The sequence below is a fragment of the Paenarthrobacter aromaticivorans genome, from assembly GCF_019038615.1.
Classification (GTDB): Bacteria; Actinomycetota; Actinomycetes; order Actinomycetales; family Micrococcaceae; genus Arthrobacter; species Arthrobacter aromaticivorans.
In genome coordinates this window covers 102,445-119,341 of sequence record NZ_JAHOPC010000015.1, presented here as the reverse complement: position 1 = coordinate 119,341, position 16,897 = coordinate 102,445, and the positions used below count along the sequence as shown (strand labels likewise).

Genomic DNA, 16,897 nt, shown 5'->3' with positions numbered 1-16,897 from the left:
GTGATGGTCAGGGTCCGTTGGCGTGAACGGCGGTCCGCCGCCGGCAACCACCCACCCAGGCCAACCACGTGCGGCGGACCGCCCGCCCACCAAAAGGCGAACGGCCCCAACCGTGGTGTTAGTGGAACATGGGGCGGTGTTCTGCGGCGAAGAGGACGGCCGCAGTCTCGTTGTGCCAGTCCAATGCCGCGTATTGCCGGGTGATGTCCAATACGCCTTGGTCGATGTGGGCCTCGGTCGTGACGGCCTCGGCCATCCCCCGGATATGCGCGGCGAGGTCCGCGGCCGCACCGGTGCTGTAGGAGACCGGGGATTGCTCGACGAGCCCGGCGAGGGTTTCGAGGAAGACAACGGCTTGGGCGGGTGTCTGGGCGATGCGGTGTGTCTCAGCGGTCATTGGTCGGGATCCTTTCAGCGGTTGGGTTGTTGGTGGTGCGGTGCCCCGCTTGTTGGCGGGGCACCGGCTTGGGGTCCTGCTTAGGCTGCTGCGGTTTGGAACGTGGGCGGAATCCGGTAGCGGCTGGGCATTTCGGCGGCGGCCTCGGGCAGGTCGTCCGGGCCTTGGGCTTGGCCGTTCTTCCAGTTGAAGAACGCCTGTTCGGTGATCGCATCCCAGTACCTGGCCTTGGTCCGGTAGAACGTCGTTTTCACGTCGCCCTCGCAGTAGGTGGCCATCCCGAACAGGTTGCCGATGCTGTCGGCGTCGCGGATCCCGGCGACCATGACGTAGGGCCACTGACCGAGGTCCCAGCCGTCACAGCCCCATCCGGGGATCACGGTCCACCCGTGTTCGCCGATAAGTTCCATCCAGTCGTAGCCGTCGTTAATGTGGTAGTTGCCCAGCACGGTGACACCGTCGATGGTTTCCTTGGTGTCTTCCGTGGTGATGGTCTGGACGCTGATTGCGTTCATGGTTGGGTGTCCTTTGCAGAGGAGTGGGTGAGGGAGAGGTGTGACCCGGCCAGCTGCTTGGGTTCCTCCCCCGTTGTTTTTTGGTTGCTGGCAAGCTTGCTTGCTCGGCGGCCGATGGAGCCCTGTCTACCCATCGGGCAAGGGGACGGAGTCTTCGAAAGGAAATAAGCGAAGCGCCGTCGAAGATTCCGGGCCCGCAGGCCCCGGAGCTTGCGGAGGGGCTAGACGGGGTGGAGCGGACGCCTACAATCCGAAGGACAGCAACCAGAAAACGTCGTAGACAAAACAGGTGATGACGGGCAGGAGCCCTGCGACGGACCGACACCACCCAACAGCCGGCCACGCAGTGGACGCCCGTTCTGGGTCTTTGAAAGCCAAGAGACGGCACCTGTGATAGTGCTGGGTGTGCTTGGTACCGACACCTAATCATCGGCGGGAGGAGACGGGACCATGGGACTGCGAAACCTGTTCGCCAGGCACCGGACACCAGAGCATGCCGGACCCTCCCAGGATCGAGTCCGTTGAGCGGGTACCGTTGACGGCCGAACAACAGGCCGATCTGGAGGCCGCACAGGCCGAGTTCCTGCAGGCTGTCGGGGAGGCAGGGGTGAATCAGCTGCATGCTTGCGGCCGCGGCGGCAGCCGCTGGCAGGATGATCCCCTGGCCCTGCGCGCCATCAGCGAACTCATTCGGGACCTCCACGTCGAGGAAAAGAACCACTGAAAGACCCGCGACCGGCGCGGATCCCCGGCCCGGTGCGTTCTGGCCCAGGCTGGGTCCGCCTCAAACTGGATTTGGCCGGCGGTAGACTGTCACCGCCCTTTCATACCAGCTAGCCCTTCTGTCGCGCCGGGCCGGGTTTTGCACACTGTGGTCAGGTGGAGCCCTCGACACAGCTCAAAGCTGTCCACATTGTCGTGAAACCCGGCCCCGCCACAGGTGGCCTGGTTCCGATTCAGCCAGGCTCGTGCGGCCTGAATGCTTTCCGTGGCTGACCAGGACCATGCCCTGCTGCGAGCCAGCCAAACCCCGGCCGAACAAGAGCCAGCACCCCAGCGTCTGACGTCAGGAAACCGCCTGTCCCGGCCGAAGTGGGTGCGGGCGGTCTTCGAGTAGTACGGTTTCTTGTTCGGGTCATCCCGTTCGGCGTCGTACTGCTCAATGATCCATTTGGCTTCGCTGACCGATGCCGGGATGGCGAAGCCCGGCTCTGTGCGTAGGTAGCGCAGCCGCTCCAAGGCGCCCGTGCGAGCACCGGTCGTCTTGTCCGTCCGCACACCGATGTCGGCCGTGAGGATCCGCACACCCTCGGGGTCCCTGGCGATGAAGGCCTCCAACCCGAAGTGCATCTCCAAGGTCAGGTACTTGCTGGCCATCACCGCCCGCGCGAGCTCCTGCGCAGGCTGGGTGAAGTGTTCAAGGTCAATGTTCGGTGGCTTCTGAAACATGCTCTCCTTCCTACCAGCCAACACCGACAAGACTCGAACACACCAACCTGACGCACCCGGCCAGAGGACCTGCGGCGCTTCAGCCTGACCTCCCCACAATCTCCGGCTCCTTATTTCGTCTGCCCTCCCCCTCATACTGGGCACCAGCGGTCCACCCTTGCGGGCCGCTATACTTTTGGCGTGTCATTCGAACATATGTTCGAAGAGGTGTGGTAATGGGAGATGAGTTGTCGAAGGCGTTGCATGCGCGGTACTCCAAACGTGCGCAGCCGTTCGGGCTCACCTTGGAGGAGCTTGATTTCAAGAACTTCCCGGTCTCCCACGGCTTCCCGGGGATCCCGCAGAAGGCGTGGCTGAGGTTCCCGAACTGCGCCGAGCTCGTCGACGGCGAAGTGTTCGCCTGGACAGCGAAGGCCGCCGAAGTCAGATGGCAGGACGGTCCCATGACCTACCGGACATGGGTCTGGGCGTCGGCGGTCACCCGCCGCGACGAGATCAACAGCAGGACTTTAGGAGAACGGACCAACCGTGACAGCAACAGCCAATGAAACCACCCTCCACGTTCCGGTCGACGTGCGTTTCAGCCCCACCGGCCGCCCTCTGGCCGTCCGGCACGACGGGCGCGTCTGGGTGATCACCGAAGAACCAGTGCACTGGTTCGAACGGGACTCCTGGTGGGAAACCCGCACGACCTCCCCTGTCGGCATCGGGAACATCGTGGACATCGAGTTCTGGCGGGTACAGGTGAAGCTGTCCTCCAACGCGGCGCTGCGCACCTTCCTGCTCCGCCGCGAACCCGCCACCACGCAATGGCTGCTGGAATCCATTAGCTGATGCCGGCCAACCCGTACCGCTCCCCCATCCCCGACGAGCTGTGGGACAGGATCAGGGACGAATTCGGCCTGCCCACCCTTGAACAGGTCCGGAAACGGCTCGCAACGAGATACCCAAACCCCGAGCCGGTCATGCGCCAGCTCTTGCGGGTGTTCATCAGCGACCAGGGAACTTATTGTCCGGGGTTCCAGTTCCAACCGGACTTGGCCCTCAACCCGGTCGTGGTGGATTTGTTCGGGCGAGCCCTGGAGCTGGGGATCCCACACAATTACTTCGCGCTCTGGATGATGACACCCTGCCCAGCCCTCAACGGAGCGCGGCCGGTCGACCGGCTGACACACCGGGACAAGCCAGCCCTGGTGGCGGCCTTGGAAAGCACGTTGGCGCGGGCGGTTGCCTAACAAATGGGAGTGAAAGTCACCCTGACCGCAGAAGCCGGCGACGGCCAGCTCAGCCACGTCGAAGCCGAAGGCCCGACGTACGAATCAGCCAAAAAGGCCGCCGAGGCCCGGATTCCCAACGGGTCCAAGGCCATTGTCATCCGTACCGCACAAGACGAGAACTGACGCGCCCTCCCCCTGGTCCGGGTTTGGCCGGCGCACCCTGTGGCTCATAGGGTTGTCAACGAAGGTCGTTTCCTTGGAAGTGTTGTGCTGGACCAGTGCAGTGCTGGTTAGAGGGAAACGGCCTTCACCCTTTTCCTGCCGGTGAGGACTTGGGGCCCACGTTGGCGTCTCGGCCCAGCCAGGAGCCAGCTCGTTCAGCTCCTTGATGCGCTCCGGATGACGGCCATGGAGGCATGTTTACGGTAGGCAGCGACGAGGCTGGCCAGAGATCGTTCGGTTTTGTCACCGGAGGAGCGGTGTGGGGGTCGTCCGTTCTTCTGTGTCCAGGCAATGAGGTCGTCCCTGCGTTCGTGCCAGAGCCGGTCGCTTCCGAAAGCCCGGCCGTTCGCCCACCCCGGACAGCCCGCATCCAATAAGGCCGCCGCTTCCTGGTTGGACTTTCCCTGCCGGTGCAGGATCCGCATCCGCTTCAACGCACGGTACAGCTGCTCCTCTTCGCTGCCCGGATCGGCTGTCACCCGTGGCAAGGTCCCTGTCGTTGTGAAGAAGGCAATGATCCGTTCAGCGGACGCGACGGGGCCGCCAGGCATCGATGGGCGGGCTAGAGAAGCCATACCCTCACGCTATCGAAGTTCCGAAACTGCCCTCGTCAACGGCGCCACAGGGATTCCTGCACCCGGAATTCCTTAGGACATGAACATCATCACCAGTGTTTGTGACAAGGGCGTCCACACGGTAAGCGTTCTCTCGATAGGCTGTTCAGGCGGCCGAATCCGTACCGGCCCTCACGCAAATAGGGGACACAGCGAATGAGCTACCGAAACAAGACATACGTGGCATTCGCCAGCGAAAACATCAAGTCCTACCGTCTCATGGAAGCCTGGCGCGAAAACAAGAACATCCCGTTCGACTTTTACGATGCACACGACCTGTTCATTTCCAGAGATACAAGCCGCCCTGAGACGATCAAAAGAAATCTCCGGGAACGGATGAAGAATGCAAAACAGATCGTCCTCCTTGGCAGCCCGGAGGCCAAGAAGAAAGGTGGAGATGGGGTTTCTTTCCTGGCCTACGAGCTTCAGGTCGCGTTGGAGTTCAATCTTCCCGTTGTCGTCGCTCACATTGACGGTTCCCGCAGCGGAAATTCTGCCAACTACCCCAGGCTACTGTCGGACACTGACCACTACGCAGTTTCGGTGTCATTCCAGCCGGCCATCATCAAATATGCGTTGGACAACTACGCTGCTGGCTTTGCGACCAGCAAGACCACAGGGGAACGCATCTACGGGGCGACCGTGTATTCCAACCTCGGTCTCTAAGGCAACACGTGGCACGAAAATGGACGCGTCGGCAGTCGAAGGCGATAGGTCAACGGTTTCTTGCAGTCTTGGGCTTCAGCGCGGTCCCCATCGGTATTCTGGCGCCACTTGCCCCTCAATGGTGGGACGGTAAGTGGTGGCTGGTTCTCGGCGTTCTTGCGGTGGCCCTTGGGTGGGCTCTTCTCGGATTACGCCGAAAAGAGCCTCACCAGCGCTACCGTGAAAACGTGGCGATTCGGCTGGTCGTCGGGGACCTCTTCAAGCAGGATGCGAGCCCGGTCATTGGAATGACCGCAACATTCGACACCTTGGTTCCCGATGTCATCGCCGCCACGAGCGTCCAAGGAGTCTTTCTGAAAGCGGTCTACGCCGGTTCGCAGGAAAAGCTCGACGCCGATCTTGACCGCGCCTTGGCCGAATTCAGGCCGGAAGGAACAATCGCGAAACCAGGGAAACAAGTCGTCTATCCGCTGGGGACAGTGGCGACCCTTAGTCCCCCGGGCAGCATCCGCTACTATTGCGCCGCGTACACCCGAATGGACGAACAAAACAGGGCAAACGGAACAATCCGCAGCGTCCTGGACAGTCTTGACAACAGCTGGGAGGCAGCTGATGTCCACGGAAACGGCGAACCCATCTGTGTTCCTGTCATCGGACAGGGACAATCCCGCATCCCCGAGCTCACCCCCGAAATCTCGATCCGCCTCATAGCGTTCTCATTTCTGCTACGGAGTAAAAGATCGAGATTTGCCAGCGAACTTCGGATCGTCGTCCATCCCTCGGAACAGGACAAGATCAACTTTCCTGAATTCCAGGCATTCCTCACATCCTTGGCGGCATCATGACTGACTCACACATCAACCTGCCCCAAGATCAGCCCTGTGCATTCTGCGACTATCTCAGCGGCCGACGGGCATTCACAGTGCTCGGCCGCAACGACATCGTCGCCGTCCTCGTAACCCGGGAACAACGTGGAATGGGTCATGTGCTTGTGGTTCCCACGCGCCACTACCCCACACTGCTCGAAGCAACCACCGCCGAACGCCACGCCCTCATTGATACGGTCGCGGTCTGCGCTGAAGCCATCGACGCGGCTTACGAACGCCCAGGAATTGCAGTCTGGCAGAACAATGGAGTCGCAGCGCATCAAGCCATCGGTCATCTCCATTTCCACGTAGCAGGCACACTGCCCGGAGGCGGCACCGACTTCGGGAAAGTGGAAGAAGTGCCCGTCAAACAAACAGACGCTATCGCCCAGCGCCTCAATGACGCCGGATTCTCCCTTACCGCCGGGCTTCCCTAACTCGCTTGGACGGCTACCGTCATACCGTGGGCGACGCTTTCGGCGCTGAGTCCCACCGAACCCCTCAACTGAGGCTGCTCGATTGAATTCCCTCAAGGAGATCGAGTGTTACCCCATGCCAACCGAATAGCTCGCAGAATTCTAGGGCGGTCTCCGCTGCCAACCTGCGGGTGCCGGATATCACCACTTCATCGGTGACAAGGATTTCTTGACTTGCCCAGAAATTTGAGGCGTAAACGTAGTCCTGGTGGAAGCCACTGCGACGCGAGTCGGCCACAACGAGCTTCATGTTCGCCACATTTGCCATCTCGAAGCGAACCATTAGAGGCTCAGCGATCGCTAACTTGGTCTTGAGTCTGGCCGCAAACTCAAGGGCTTCCGTGAAGTTCAGGAGGGCAAACCACACGGGAATATTGCCAGAAGTCTCAGCCCGGCCGCCGAAGGAGTCCCAATCATCAGGCCATTCCCCTACCGTCCTGTAGTCTGCAAAAAGCCCGCTGGAATAGAAACGCCATCCCTCGGCGCGGCGGGTCGAAGACGACCCCTCACCAATGAAGTCTTCGCCGTTGCGAGGTTCGTTGACGTACGGAAAGGGCCAGCCCCTCAGTCGCACGGCCGAATCTCTCACCGATGAACTCAAATCGCGGCGAGGGACCTTCCGCGCATCGAACGACTGAGGATAGATCAGATGCCTGAAATGGGCCTCCGACGTAATCTGATTCAGCTCAGAGGAAGCCGTCGCAGCATCGATCTGAACTTGGAACTTTTCCCTATCGGACGGATTTCCTGCCCAAGCGATGCCCGCACCAGCGGCAGTTTCCCGAAAACGTCGAAGCCCCTTTTGCGTCGCAAGATCCAGGACTTCCCTCATCTCGTTGTGCGTGTGGTAGATCGAACTCTCCGGCTTCCGCAAAGAGCGTGTGTACAACTGACCCAGCACCAAAATGCCGGGATACTCCTTCACGCAAAGTGACGGAATCTCGCTGAATTCTCCCACTTCGACAACAACGACAGATTCGCCGTTCGGATGCGTCCTGGCCTCGACACGGAGTATCAGCGGCGGATCACAATAGCGGTTGAGTTTGTCGGCCACATCATCCAAACTGGTCCACTCACGAACCTGATTCTGACTCAGACCGGTGCTATCACCAGGATTGCTGTCGTCGACACCCAGAACGATGTTGCCACCGTCCCGTTGGTTTGCCATGGCCAAGGCAGCCCTGGCCACCAACGCAACATAAGCCTTATCAGACAGCTGTCCAGCAGCTTTGAACTCAACGCTCCGCGTCTCGTGGCCGACCGTGATGACGGCAGCGAGCTCCTCATTACTCAACATAAGGGGCAGTCTATGCATGGGCGGCCGTGCACGTGGGCGCCAACCGGCGAGTCTCAGGCAAAGTCTCGGTTTCCAGTGACCTCTTCCGGATTTGGTCAGGCGAGGTCAGGTGCAAAGCGCTCGAAGCCTAATACGAAGTTGCGTCTGAATCTGACCGACCTCAACTACAGCCTATCCATTGCCCACCTGGGCTTCGTCGATTTCACTGTTGTACATCGAAGACGGAACCAGCAGTGCGTCCTGCGCGGAAGCCGGCGCTGACGGCTCGGATATGAACTCGCGTTACGTGCAGTTAGGAGGACTCCCCTAGGTAGGCCCATTTGTCGGCTGCTCTGGTAGATCCATCTGCGAACACTTCCGCTCCGCAGTCAACCGATGGCCCTGGACGAACTAGAAACCTCTCGGTATTTGCGGACGGTGGACCAGCTCGCACCAGTCCTATCCACCGCTTCCGTGAGAGTCCAAGCAGGACAACCCGAAACACTAATTGCTTTGGTTACTGGGCGGCAGGCTTGAATACGGGCCTGAATGCACCAGCAAGGTGCTCGTAGGAATCCTTACTCAGGTAAATCTGAAACGGCTCGACGTCCGGGCGGTCCGTCTCGATGGTAAGGATCAGGCCGGGGGCTTCCGTCTCCAGGACTGTCCACTTGGCCAGGCCTGGAGGAAGGTCGCGGCCCATCCGGATTCCGTTCGTGTCCCGGTCCGGCCACCAGGGATGACCGTTCTCGACAGCGGCTTTGTGGTCGGGACAAACGAGGAACTCGCTTCCCGATTTCTCATTCTCGATTTCCTCTGAGGCAATCTCTGAGCAGCTCAGCACAGCGCATGTAGTCATACTCACGACCGTATCCAAAGGTTCGGCTCGACATATGGCTCTGGACAATGACACGCCCAAGCACCTCAGAGATAAGAGGATCCCCAGGACTACTTCAAGAGCCGCTTCTTAGACAGGAGATCTTGCCGGCTCGCTTCCTCAATGAGCTTCTGAACTCTGGACCCCGCTTTGTGATGGCGCTTGGCGAAGCGCGCCCAGAGCTCAATCCTAAGGATCTGAAGAAGGGTTCTGGCAGTCCTGGTGAAGCAGACGAGAAACACGCCCAGCACGGAAAAAAGTATCCAGAGGACCGGATCTCCAGTTACCCAAGTGGGGAAAACACCCATGGCCTCTACCTTCAAATTCGGAACATCAAACTCAAACCGTCGCCCCTCAGGTAGCCCGTCTATCGACTACCCGCTGTTTGGTTCGGTGTTCTGTTTTCTAGGTGAGACCCAGAGGCCCGGACGGACCCCGCACGACGAGCTAACACTCGTCATCCTGTGTAAAAGTCTCCCAGCAGCGGCTTACAGCGTCAAACCGAACACTCCTTAGCCGGGCTTAGGCCCAACCTGCCGGTGACGGGCGAAACCCCACCTGAACACGGAGTTCCACCACAAGCGATACACAGACCACAACGCTGGTCATCAGTTGGCCCCAGATCAGACGGGCCGAACGGCTTTTGGGCGGAGTGGCCACCGTTGATCAACGCCTCAACACAACTCCGCCGTGCAGGCCGGAATTCCCACACCAATTTGGCGCTGCTACTCAATGACGAGACCGACCAAGCATCGTTATACAGCCATCCTGCCTGCCTCATACACTCCGTTGCGGAATACCGCCGCGACACTTCTCGGCAAGATGACCCATCAAGACAGACGGCAAGCAGAAGGATCAGTGGAATCCAACGCTTGGCAACCGGCTCCCCTTACAGGGACGATGGCTGTCTCGTAAACCTTTTGTAGTCCAAGACAGTTGCGTGCCGTCGATACGCCACAACAAGTGCGACAACCCCTCCAAGTCCTGCAGCAACGGTCAGCGAAAGCCTCGTTAGGTCTGCTGGCGGCGTTGTCTAGTCCCCTACGTTAAGCCGAGGGGCGAGCACCAAAGCTGCAACGATTGCGATGACAACAGCGCCGTCTAGGGACAGCGCCGCGGCAAAGAACAGGTTGATGTGTCTGGCCCTAGCCCTTTCAGCCAATTCTGCAGGCGTGGGAAATGATGCTCCTACATCCGCTGGCCCCTCTTGCTCCACTTCCGCATGTGCCCATGCTGGCACGCCTAGGATGTAACGATCGGCAGAACGACCGCGTTTGCTTGTTGCGGCCAACCGCTTCCTAACAGTGCGCCCGGTGCAGGATCCCGACCAGGCAGCCTCATTTGATAGAGGGTGAGACACCGAGCTGGTGGGCATGTCTCATGCCAACTAACGCAAGAATCAGTGCCGTGGCTTGGCCTTCCCCATTGGCATCAACCTGACCAGGAACGACAAAAACCCGTGGATGCGGTTTTGACCCGCATCCACGGGTGTCTCACGTTTGTGTCGCACTGTCGCCAGCGTGTCGCCAGCGTGTCGCCAGCGGCGACCGCTGCGACGAAAACGGTCGATTACGACTCGCTGCCCTCGGGTCAGACTCGCAAGATCATTGGTGCCATGCAGGCGCATAGGGCTTCCCCGCACCCGATGGCTTCGCCTGTCCGCTCTTATACACATCGTCAGGCGGCGGGACGGGATACTGTCCGGCTGGCTAATATCGCGGGGCTTGGCATCGTTCCAGCTAGGCTTGAATCACCAGGCATAAAGCCTGGGTACCGTTAACGAACTGAAGACCCGACTTAGGCCTCGGGTCTTCGTTCTGAGCGGTGCGCTCATTGGTGCGGTAGAGGGCCGTAGAACCTCAATCCGAACACTTTGAGTCTATGGCCCTACGCACGTAGGGCGCAACGTTGTTGTGCCCACAAACGCGTGCGTGCCGTGCCCTGTTCCTCCGGGAGGAGGTGTCCGGCATGGAATCCAAACGGAAACGTGAAGAACCATGGGGCGCCTGGAACCTGGTGGTCAACATCATCCGACTAGTCGTTGATGTCGCCCGCCTGTTCTGGCACAACATCCCGTAAACGGGAGCGGAGGCCGCCAGCTGTTGCCTGGCGGCTTCCGTCGGGAAGTGCCGCAGCGCCGTCACCCAACACGTACCATCAACTTCCCGCGCTTCACCGACCTCATACGGGTACAAATTTTATTTCTGTCCAGACGTATTTATTGAGGCCAACTTCTCTCGGATTGCCTCATCAAGGAAATCCGTGATGGTGACACCAGTCTCGGCGAGGTATGCATCCAGGTCATCACGAAGGTTTATCTCAATTTTTGATGAGAAGGGCTCCATCCGCCGTTTCCCACGCGGCCTTCCTGGACCCGGTCGACGTGGCCCCGAGACGGAGCCTTCTGGCGATGATGCCGCCAATGGTTCTGGCTTCATGGCGAATGACTGTTCGTCGTCAATCTGCGCGTCAGCGGGCTTCGCCGTCGTCAACACATCGACCACGTCGGCTGCGGGCGCCTTGCGGATTGCGGATTTGCGTTCGAGTGCCATCTCAGTTGACCCCGTCCAGGTATCGCGCATGAGCAACGAACTTCTCTGTCATAATCGCCGCTCCCCTTCCCGGCATCTTCGCTAGGGGCGATTTCATGCTCACCGAGTCCTGCATTGCCGTCCGCAAGGGCAAATGAGGTTCGCGAACCTCAGAACCGTATGCTTCCTGAAGTTCCCCAATCTGGAAGGCATGCTCAGAGGTCAACGGCGAGCTCGTCTTATTGATGATGATGCCCAAGAAATCCAACGCCGGATTCAAGTGCGGCAAGGATTTGACCTTCTTGACCGTCTCGAGGAACTCTGTCACTCCCTTTACGGAAAAGGCGGCCGGCTCGGTCACGGCCAGCACTCGATCCGCCCAGATCAAACCATTGAGTGTCAGTCGACCCAACGCTGGCGGTAAGTCAATCAACACATGGTCATACTCTTCAAGCTCCGCCGCCCCATAGGCAGCGGTCTTGAGACGCATTTCCGGAGTCATGAGAGCCTCAGACTCCAAACGGGCCAGAGCCTCCGAGCTTGGAATCAGGTCGATCCCCGACCAGGTCGTTTCGGTGATTGCCTGCCCAAGTGTGCCGGCCTCGCCGCCGTAGAGAACATCAAAGACATCGAACTCCCCTGCCCCCTCCAAGGCCTCGGACACATTAGCTTGAGGGTCCAAATCGATGACGAGGACGCGCCTGCCAATCAGCTTCAAACCGGTGGCGAGACCGAGTGTGACAGAGGTTTTACCAACTCCGCCCTTGCGGTTTCCGATTGCTGTTACCTTCACGCCAGCACCCTTCTGGTCTTCTTGACGATCGTTCCTTCCCTCAATCTATCAACCAATCATTACGTATGTCCACCCACCTATCTATCAATCAATATTTCTGTCATGACAGAAATATTGATTGATAGATAGGTGGATGACATTATTTCTTTCTGTCTAGACAGAAAGATGGATGGGCTAAATGCCGGACACTGGCCCCCCGGCTCGGGCAGGGAATACGCACAACGGAACCGTAGGTTCCATCCATCCGCCTATCCATCTATGCGTCAATCTATGTATCTATCAATCAATATTTCTGTCATGACAGAAATATTGATTGATAGATAAAGCGCCGGCCGGGGGACTTTGTTAAGGCTGCGGTGGCCGTGAGCAAGCCCCCCCCCATAACGTCCAGTGCTTCTTCACCTCCGGCATTTTCTAAGCACCCAACCCACGGTCCGGTCACTGGGGCCGTATGGGACTGGCCTGATGATGCCGCCAGGATCGCAGAGCTCGCCGATGCAAATAGATATTTATTTCTGTCATTAACAAAATCTCCCTACTCTTCAAGCGTGCCATCAACCTAGGATGAGCCTGTCAAGAACTCCTGACAGAGAGCAATGATGGTGATTTGGGACTTGGGAGACGGTGTACACGTCGGCCGACTAGGAGTCGTTCTGGCTGATGGCAGACTTGGAGTACCTTACGAAGCTGGTGGCGTCGTCGTCGAGGGTGTGAGCGGTCATCACCACCGCCACCCTGAACGTCCGGGTTTTGAAATCGTCCCAGAGACTCAACCGTGGGATGGCGGGCCTCCTGCGAATGCGGTTGGGCGGACGACCCTAGGAATCGGGCCGGATGCCAATTCCGGATAGTGGGGACGAAACGTGAAGTCAAAGCGCTGCTGGGGTCTCCTGCTGTCCCGCCGATCGCAGTAGAGCAATCGGCGCTAGGGGAGTGGTGTCGGCATGCTTTGACCTGGGCGGTTGAGATGGCCGCCCGCAGTCTACGTCGAGCCTCCGTGCGACTAGATCAAGTCGTCGCAGAAGCTCGTACTGCCGGTGCAACCTGGGCAGACATTGGTCGCGAAACCGGTATGACAAGGCAAGCCGCTCATGAAAGATGGGCGAGCAAGTAACTAAATTCCGCAAAAATCCCTCGGCTCAAGGATTTCGCCGTGCGGGGAAATCCCTGGCCGAGACTCAGGCAGCGTGCCAAAGGTGGAGGTTGTCGTCTGGCGGGCCCCAGTGTTCGTCGCGTTCAGCGTCGTAGAGGTCGGTTTCATTGATGCGGGTGTCGCGGAAGCGGTCGAGGTGGGCGTGCCATTTGGCGCGTTCGCGGCGGTTTCGGGCGATGTGGTCGAGGTAGTCATCCAGGACGCCGAGTCGGGCGGCGAGCATGCGCAGATTGGCTGTGGTGGTCTTCCACACCCGTCCGTGGCGTTGGATCATGCCGAGGCTTTCCATTTCGGCCAGGGCATTCGAGCAAGCGCTGCGGCTGACACCGGTGGCGCGAACAAGGTCCGCGGTGGTGGGGGAGTGGCGGCCGCGTTCGATCGCCTCGTACACCAGTGCTGTGGCGTCGCCGAGGGCCCTGAAGACCGGCCGGATGGCGTGGATTTTGCCTTTGCGCCAGGTCAGTTCGCGGGCCAGTTGCTGGTACTGCTCGGGGAGCTGGATCAGGTACACGTCGGCGGCTTTGTAGTGGGCGTCGGCGATCTTGGTCAGGATCCCGTCCGAGGCACTGGCAAGGATGGGAAGGAGCCGGGCAATGGTGACGTGGTGCTTGCCCATCGCGGCGGCCAGGGTGCGGCAGCCGACGTCGAGGATGTCTGTTTCCTTGGCCCTCATGTACCCCAGCAGTCCACGGATAAGCAAGCGCAAGCCGAGGCCTTGCCTGCCCTTGGTTTGCAGTCTGTGGTCCAGGACCGCGTAGAGGATATTCTCCAGATCGTTCACGAGCTGGTGCGCAGCAGAACTGCTGGGTTCTTCCCGCCCCCCTGTGGTTAACGTTTGGCTTGTGTTGTTAATAAGTGCACTCTCTTCCCCGTGTTTCCGGGGGAGTGGTTTCTGCGAGGTCGGGTTGGTAGCGGTGAAGGCCTGGGCTTTGGCCCACTCGAATGGCAGCAACCGTGCCTGCCGTTCCGGGGATCCGTAGAGGGCGGCCAGGCCGGGGAACTGGCCGGCGAGTTCGTTCTCGACCTGGGTCAGGGACCAGCCACAGGCGCTGAAGTGGTTTAGCACAGCCATCCTGGCCTCGGACGGGCTCTTGTACCGGGCCGTGTCATACAAACCGGTCCGGGCTACGCGGCGCAGCGGTGCCTCACTGCCCGAAGCCAGGGGCAGGACCGGCAGGGTGCCGGTGCGTTGCGCGGCAACGGTCTTGGCGGTACGGGCCTGCAGGGCGCGCTTGCGAGCCAGCTCCGGGGCCAGCGCAGCCCGCAGCTTCATCACCGCGGCCGTGGGGTTGCGTCGGCGCAGGATGTCATACGCCCGGGAGAGGGGAGTGATCAGGGTTTGGTGGCCACCGGACTTATGCACCGAACCTGGCACGCGGATACACCCGTCCGTGACGTTCTGATGTGGACTCGGGTCAAGGCTCGATGCGGTCAGCGCGAAGGCCTCGACCAGGTCCCTGGCCTCGGCCGCGTCCAAACGATCCTGCAGCGGGACGTACAGGTGCCGGCCACCGCTGGGGGAGAAGTCCTCCACGAACACCAAGCCGCAGGCGGACAACAACCGACCCACACGCGCCGCGTCCGCGTCGACAACACCCTTCAAAGCCTTGGACGTATCAAAGTCCAAGCACAGGGTCGCGACACTGCCATCGACCCCATGCACAGCAACCGCAGCAGGCCGCTCCGGCAACAACCGTGTGATCTTCGGCGCACTCGCCGGCCGGGGATACTGAAACTTCTGACCAATCCAACGCCCCAAACGGTACGACGGGGCGCCAGCAATCAACGGAGCAAGACTCCACGCGTGCTCGGGTGTGATTGACGACGCGCCGACACTCGCGCGTGTATGCGTTGACGCCAAAACGGCATCCGGTACCATGGAGGCAATACTCCTTATCGTGGATGAGGATGTAACAAAGGGAGCGTCGTCGTTAGAGGAAGCTTCGAATAGTTCGGATCTGGTCCCGCCAAGAACGTGATCTGAACTGAATACTTATTGAAGGCCCGCCTAGTGCGGGCCTTCAGACTTTAACTTGCTTGCGCGATAGGCAGAGCCTCCGGCAACTGGTTCCGATCGAACCAGACGGGGATACCGTCTTGTGCGAGTTCGGTGCGTAGATGTTTGAGGATGACTTCCATGGCCTCGCTCTGGGACAGCCCCAGTTGCTCGGCAAGATCGACAACAAGCTTTTTGTCTGTTTTAGGGACAGTCGTCACCAACTGAACGTTGCCAATTCCTGTCCCGCGCTTTCTGCGAACGGGAGATGTAGTCATGGTCGTAAAACTAGCGTTAACGCTAGGCATTAAGTGGGAAGGCCTATTGGGCGTGTCGTGCCTGGTATAGGTGGCCCCTTCGCTGACCCCAGAGCCAGAGTATGAGGCACGTGAACTTGCCTCTCTCATAGTGACCGCTCCTTTCTGAGGATGAGTAGTCCGCCTCCGTGCCCGGAATCTAAGACGCAGAGATTGCATCTACGGCGCCAGGATCGCTTCAAAGCTTGCTAAGGCCCCTCTGTCTGCGAGGTGGCACGTATCATCCCGTCGAGTTTGTTGGGGCGGCCTTCCGCTCGATCTATCAGAGCTCCCACGTACTCGCCGAAAGACATGTCGTAACGCTGAGTCGCCTTCCAGGCGTTGTAGTGCTGGTGCGGGAGTACAAGGCAGTTCATTGGCGCCTTCTTTCCGATTAGCTTGGGCGGGTGGTATTCCTCCATGTGAATCTCCCTAAGTCCGGTTTAAGAGAGACCTGTAGCAATACAGGTCCTGTCGCGGCCGCGCACCTGCAGCATCCCCTTCAGGCCAATTGGGTGACAGCCTACCTACATGCTTCGCACATGCACAACTCATTGCCTGCACTCCCCGCGCAGTTTCAGGTAAAATTCTGAGTCAGCTGTCCGCCTGCTCTTTGTGGCGGTCTACACAAGTAGCCGAGCTTGACTGAAGGAGCTATAACGATGGCAGATGGGGGCCGCAGCGTGTTTCTTACGCAGCAGCAGAAGAAGGAGCGGCTGGCGGATCGCATGGCGATCCTCGAGGATATTTGGGAGGCCGACCACAACACCGCGCTCACCTACGCTCACGTCGAGGAAGCCCTTTCTACCCAGGGAATTCATCTGTCGAGGACCCGCTGGTCTTACCTGATCAACGGCAATGGCAGCCTAGTGACAGATCAAGACCTCCTAAAGGCGATCGCAGAATTCGTCTTCGCAGTACCTGGTGCTTATCTATGTGACCTCAACAGCGAGATTCCGCCTGAGGTGGAGGCGAGGAGGGACTTCCTCGTCCAGATGCGCAAGCTCAAGGTAAAGAATTTCGCTGCCCGGAACTTGGGAGAGATGTCACCTGAAACGCTCAGGACAATCACTGAAATCATTGATGCTTCGATGAAGGGTGAAGAGTGAATGGCTCTCCCACTCGTTCAGGATAAAGTGCGGGAACTATGCGGAGACGGCACTGCTTCTCTGTCGGAAGTCGTTGAGCGTCTAGCGGAGATTCGCGAGAAACCGATTGAGCTAGTTGAGCAGGACTGGGATTGGGGAACGCTGACAGCTTTTAAGTTGGATGCTGAGGATCGCATCAAGATCTTTTTCCCCCCGCAAAAATCGACGCAGTACAAGCTTCACTGCATCTATCACGAACTCGGGCACATCTTTCTGGAAAGTCTCCGGATTCCAGTTTCCGGGCCCACGTTCTCCAAGGAGATGCTAAAGGAAGCCGCCGGAGCGATAAGCATGAGCTGCCGTACTGTTCCGAACCACCCTGTCGAACGGTGGGTGGAGGATTTTGCTTTTGAGATGTCGAAAAAGACTCGTTCACGCAGCTCGGGCCCCGATCCTTTCCTCTGA

Annotated in this window: 22 protein-coding genes; 10 read left to right on the top strand and 12 right to left on the bottom strand. The window is 59.3% G+C overall.

Going from position 1 to position 16,897, the window contains the following annotated elements; genetic code table 11:
- Positions 1-118: 118 nt before the first annotated feature.
- Both KSW38_RS20075 and KSW38_RS20070 read right to left on the bottom strand, forming a co-directional pair.
- On the bottom strand, positions 119-397 hold the full coding sequence (locus KSW38_RS20075) for a hypothetical protein (RefSeq protein WP_216926712.1): 279 nt from the start codon (positions 395-397) through the stop codon (positions 119-121).
- 80 nt (positions 398-477) lie between these two features.
- Positions 478-912: a hypothetical protein gene (locus KSW38_RS20070; RefSeq protein ID WP_216926711.1), complete on the bottom strand. Its 435-nt coding sequence runs from the start codon at positions 910-912 to the stop codon at positions 478-480.
- A 493-nt stretch (positions 913-1,405) separates the two neighbouring features.
- Between KSW38_RS20070 and KSW38_RS20065 the strand changes: the two genes are divergently transcribed.
- Complete coding sequence (locus tag KSW38_RS20065; protein ID WP_216926710.1) at positions 1,406-1,636, top strand: hypothetical protein; 231 nt, start codon at positions 1,406-1,408, stop codon at positions 1,634-1,636.
- Between the two features lie 89 nt (positions 1,637-1,725).
- On the opposite strand, the gene KSW38_RS20060 is transcribed toward KSW38_RS20065, so the two are convergent.
- Positions 1,726-2,361 carry a hypothetical protein gene (locus KSW38_RS20060; protein WP_216926709.1) on the bottom strand — a complete coding sequence of 212 codons (636 nt, stop codon included), beginning with the start codon at positions 2,359-2,361 and terminating at the stop codon, positions 1,726-1,728.
- A 215-nt stretch (positions 2,362-2,576) separates the two neighbouring features.
- Here KSW38_RS20060 and KSW38_RS20055 point away from each other — a divergent pair, with 215 nt between their 5' ends.
- From KSW38_RS20055 to KSW38_RS20040, 4 genes are read left to right on the top strand one after another with little or no spacing between them, the layout of a single operon-like run.
- Positions 2,577-2,909 (top strand): hypothetical protein, encoded by a 333-nt coding sequence (locus KSW38_RS20055; protein WP_216926708.1) that lies wholly within the window; start codon positions 2,577-2,579, stop codon positions 2,907-2,909.
- Positions 2,890-3,195 (top strand): hypothetical protein, encoded by a 306-nt coding sequence (locus KSW38_RS20050; protein ID WP_216926707.1) that lies wholly within the window; start codon positions 2,890-2,892, stop codon positions 3,193-3,195. Before KSW38_RS20055 ends, KSW38_RS20050 begins: the two co-directional genes overlap by 20 nt.
- Positions 3,195-3,596, top strand: a complete 402-nt coding sequence (locus KSW38_RS20045) for an antitoxin Xre/MbcA/ParS toxin-binding domain-containing protein (protein ID WP_216926706.1) — start codon at positions 3,195-3,197, stop codon at positions 3,594-3,596. Before KSW38_RS20050 ends, KSW38_RS20045 begins: the two co-directional genes overlap by 1 nt.
- A 9-nt stretch (positions 3,597-3,605) precedes the next feature.
- The gene (locus KSW38_RS20040; RefSeq protein WP_216926705.1) at positions 3,606-3,761 is read left to right on the top strand and encodes a hypothetical protein; all 156 of its coding nucleotides are present in this window, start codon (positions 3,606-3,608) and stop codon (positions 3,759-3,761) included.
- A 194-nt stretch (positions 3,762-3,955) separates the two neighbouring features.
- On the opposite strand, the gene KSW38_RS20035 is transcribed toward KSW38_RS20040, so the two are convergent.
- Positions 3,956-4,375, bottom strand: a complete 420-nt coding sequence (locus KSW38_RS20035) for a hypothetical protein (protein ID WP_216926704.1) — start codon at positions 4,373-4,375, stop codon at positions 3,956-3,958.
- Positions 4,376-4,570: 195 nt separating this feature from the next.
- Between KSW38_RS20035 and KSW38_RS20030 the strand changes: the two genes are divergently transcribed.
- The 3 genes from KSW38_RS20030 to KSW38_RS20020 all read left to right on the top strand — a co-directional run bounded on the left by KSW38_RS20030 (position 4,571) and on the right by KSW38_RS20020 (position 6,383).
- Positions 4,571-5,080 (top strand): TIR domain-containing protein, encoded by a 510-nt coding sequence (locus tag KSW38_RS20030; protein WP_216926703.1) that lies wholly within the window; start codon positions 4,571-4,573, stop codon positions 5,078-5,080.
- A 227-nt stretch (positions 5,081-5,307) separates the two neighbouring features.
- Positions 5,308-5,925: a macro domain-containing protein gene (locus KSW38_RS20025; protein ID WP_308169453.1), complete on the top strand. Its 618-nt coding sequence runs from the start codon at positions 5,308-5,310 to the stop codon at positions 5,923-5,925.
- The gene (locus KSW38_RS20020) at positions 5,922-6,383 is read left to right on the top strand and encodes an HIT family protein (RefSeq protein WP_216926702.1); all 462 of its coding nucleotides are present in this window, start codon (positions 5,922-5,924) and stop codon (positions 6,381-6,383) included. The genes KSW38_RS20025 and KSW38_RS20020 overlap by 4 nt, the downstream gene beginning before the upstream one ends.
- 64 nt (positions 6,384-6,447) lie before the next feature.
- Here the strand turns inward: KSW38_RS20020 and KSW38_RS20015 are convergent, their stop codons facing one another.
- From KSW38_RS20015 to KSW38_RS19985, 8 genes are all read right to left on the bottom strand, one after another.
- Entirely contained in the window at positions 6,448-7,719 is a 1,272-nt protein-coding gene (locus KSW38_RS20015; RefSeq protein ID WP_216926701.1) for an RNA-binding domain-containing protein, read from the bottom strand.
- 496 nt (positions 7,720-8,215) lie between these two features.
- Positions 8,216-8,563: a hypothetical protein gene (locus KSW38_RS20010; protein ID WP_216926700.1), complete on the bottom strand. Its 348-nt coding sequence runs from the start codon at positions 8,561-8,563 to the stop codon at positions 8,216-8,218.
- A gap of 83 nt (positions 8,564-8,646) precedes the next feature.
- Positions 8,647-8,883 (bottom strand): hypothetical protein, encoded by a 237-nt coding sequence (locus tag KSW38_RS20005; protein ID WP_216926699.1) that lies wholly within the window; start codon positions 8,881-8,883, stop codon positions 8,647-8,649.
- 1,890 nt (positions 8,884-10,773) lie between these two features.
- On the bottom strand, positions 10,774-11,127 hold the full coding sequence (locus KSW38_RS20000) for a hypothetical protein (protein ID WP_216926698.1): 354 nt from the start codon (positions 11,125-11,127) through the stop codon (positions 10,774-10,776).
- 1 nt (position 11,128) lies between these two features.
- Positions 11,129-11,899, bottom strand: coding sequence for a ParA family protein (locus tag KSW38_RS19995; RefSeq protein WP_216926697.1), 771 nt, complete (start codon positions 11,897-11,899; stop codon positions 11,129-11,131).
- A gap of 641 nt (positions 11,900-12,540) precedes the next feature.
- Positions 12,541-12,672: a hypothetical protein gene (locus KSW38_RS23665; RefSeq protein ID WP_256449765.1), complete on the bottom strand. Its 132-nt coding sequence runs from the start codon at positions 12,670-12,672 to the stop codon at positions 12,541-12,543.
- A 405-nt stretch (positions 12,673-13,077) separates the two neighbouring features.
- The gene (locus KSW38_RS19990; protein WP_254186729.1) at positions 13,078-14,679 is read right to left on the bottom strand and encodes a MarR family transcriptional regulator; all 1,602 of its coding nucleotides are present in this window, start codon (positions 14,677-14,679) and stop codon (positions 13,078-13,080) included.
- Positions 14,680-15,080: 401 nt separating this feature from the next.
- Positions 15,081-15,326, bottom strand: coding sequence for a hypothetical protein (locus KSW38_RS19985; RefSeq protein ID WP_216926695.1), 246 nt, complete (start codon positions 15,324-15,326; stop codon positions 15,081-15,083).
- 659 nt (positions 15,327-15,985) lie between these two features.
- Between KSW38_RS19985 and KSW38_RS19980 the strand changes: the two genes are divergently transcribed.
- Positions 15,986-16,453, top strand: coding sequence for a hypothetical protein (locus KSW38_RS19980; protein WP_254186728.1), 468 nt, complete (start codon positions 15,986-15,988; stop codon positions 16,451-16,453).
- Entirely contained in the window at positions 16,454-16,897 is a 444-nt protein-coding gene (locus tag KSW38_RS19975; RefSeq protein ID WP_216926694.1) for a hypothetical protein, read from the top strand.

Coding starts and splice junctions, on each gene's coding strand:
- KSW38_RS20075 (WP_216926712.1), bottom strand. CDS start 397: ATGACCGCTGAGACACACCGCATCGCCCAGACACCCGCCCAAGCCGTT.
- KSW38_RS20070 (WP_216926711.1), bottom strand. CDS start 912: ATGAACGCAATCAGCGTCCAGACCATCACCACGGAAGACACCAAGGAA.
- KSW38_RS20065 (WP_216926710.1), top strand. CDS start 1,406: ATGCCGGACCCTCCCAGGATCGAGTCCGTTGAGCGGGTACCGTTGACG.
- KSW38_RS20060 (WP_216926709.1), bottom strand. CDS start 2,361: ATGTTTCAGAAGCCACCGAACATTGACCTTGAACACTTCACCCAGCCT.
- KSW38_RS20055 (WP_216926708.1), top strand. CDS start 2,577: ATGGGAGATGAGTTGTCGAAGGCGTTGCATGCGCGGTACTCCAAACGT.
- KSW38_RS20045 (WP_216926706.1), top strand. CDS start 3,195: ATGCCGGCCAACCCGTACCGCTCCCCCATCCCCGACGAGCTGTGGGAC.
- KSW38_RS20035 (WP_216926704.1), bottom strand. CDS start 4,375: ATGGCTTCTCTAGCCCGCCCATCGATGCCTGGCGGCCCCGTCGCGTCC.
- KSW38_RS20030 (WP_216926703.1), top strand. CDS start 4,571: ATGAGCTACCGAAACAAGACATACGTGGCATTCGCCAGCGAAAACATC.
- KSW38_RS20020 (WP_216926702.1), top strand. CDS start 5,922: ATGACTGACTCACACATCAACCTGCCCCAAGATCAGCCCTGTGCATTC.
- KSW38_RS20015 (WP_216926701.1), bottom strand. CDS start 7,719: ATGTTGAGTAATGAGGAGCTCGCTGCCGTCATCACGGTCGGCCACGAG.
- KSW38_RS20005 (WP_216926699.1), bottom strand. CDS start 8,883: ATGGGTGTTTTCCCCACTTGGGTAACTGGAGATCCGGTCCTCTGGATA.
- KSW38_RS20000 (WP_216926698.1), bottom strand. CDS start 11,127: ATGGCACTCGAACGCAAATCCGCAATCCGCAAGGCGCCCGCAGCCGAC.
- KSW38_RS19985 (WP_216926695.1), bottom strand. CDS start 15,326: ATGACTACATCTCCCGTTCGCAGAAAGCGCGGGACAGGAATTGGCAAC.
- KSW38_RS19975 (WP_216926694.1), top strand. CDS start 16,454: ATGGCTCTCCCACTCGTTCAGGATAAAGTGCGGGAACTATGCGGAGAC.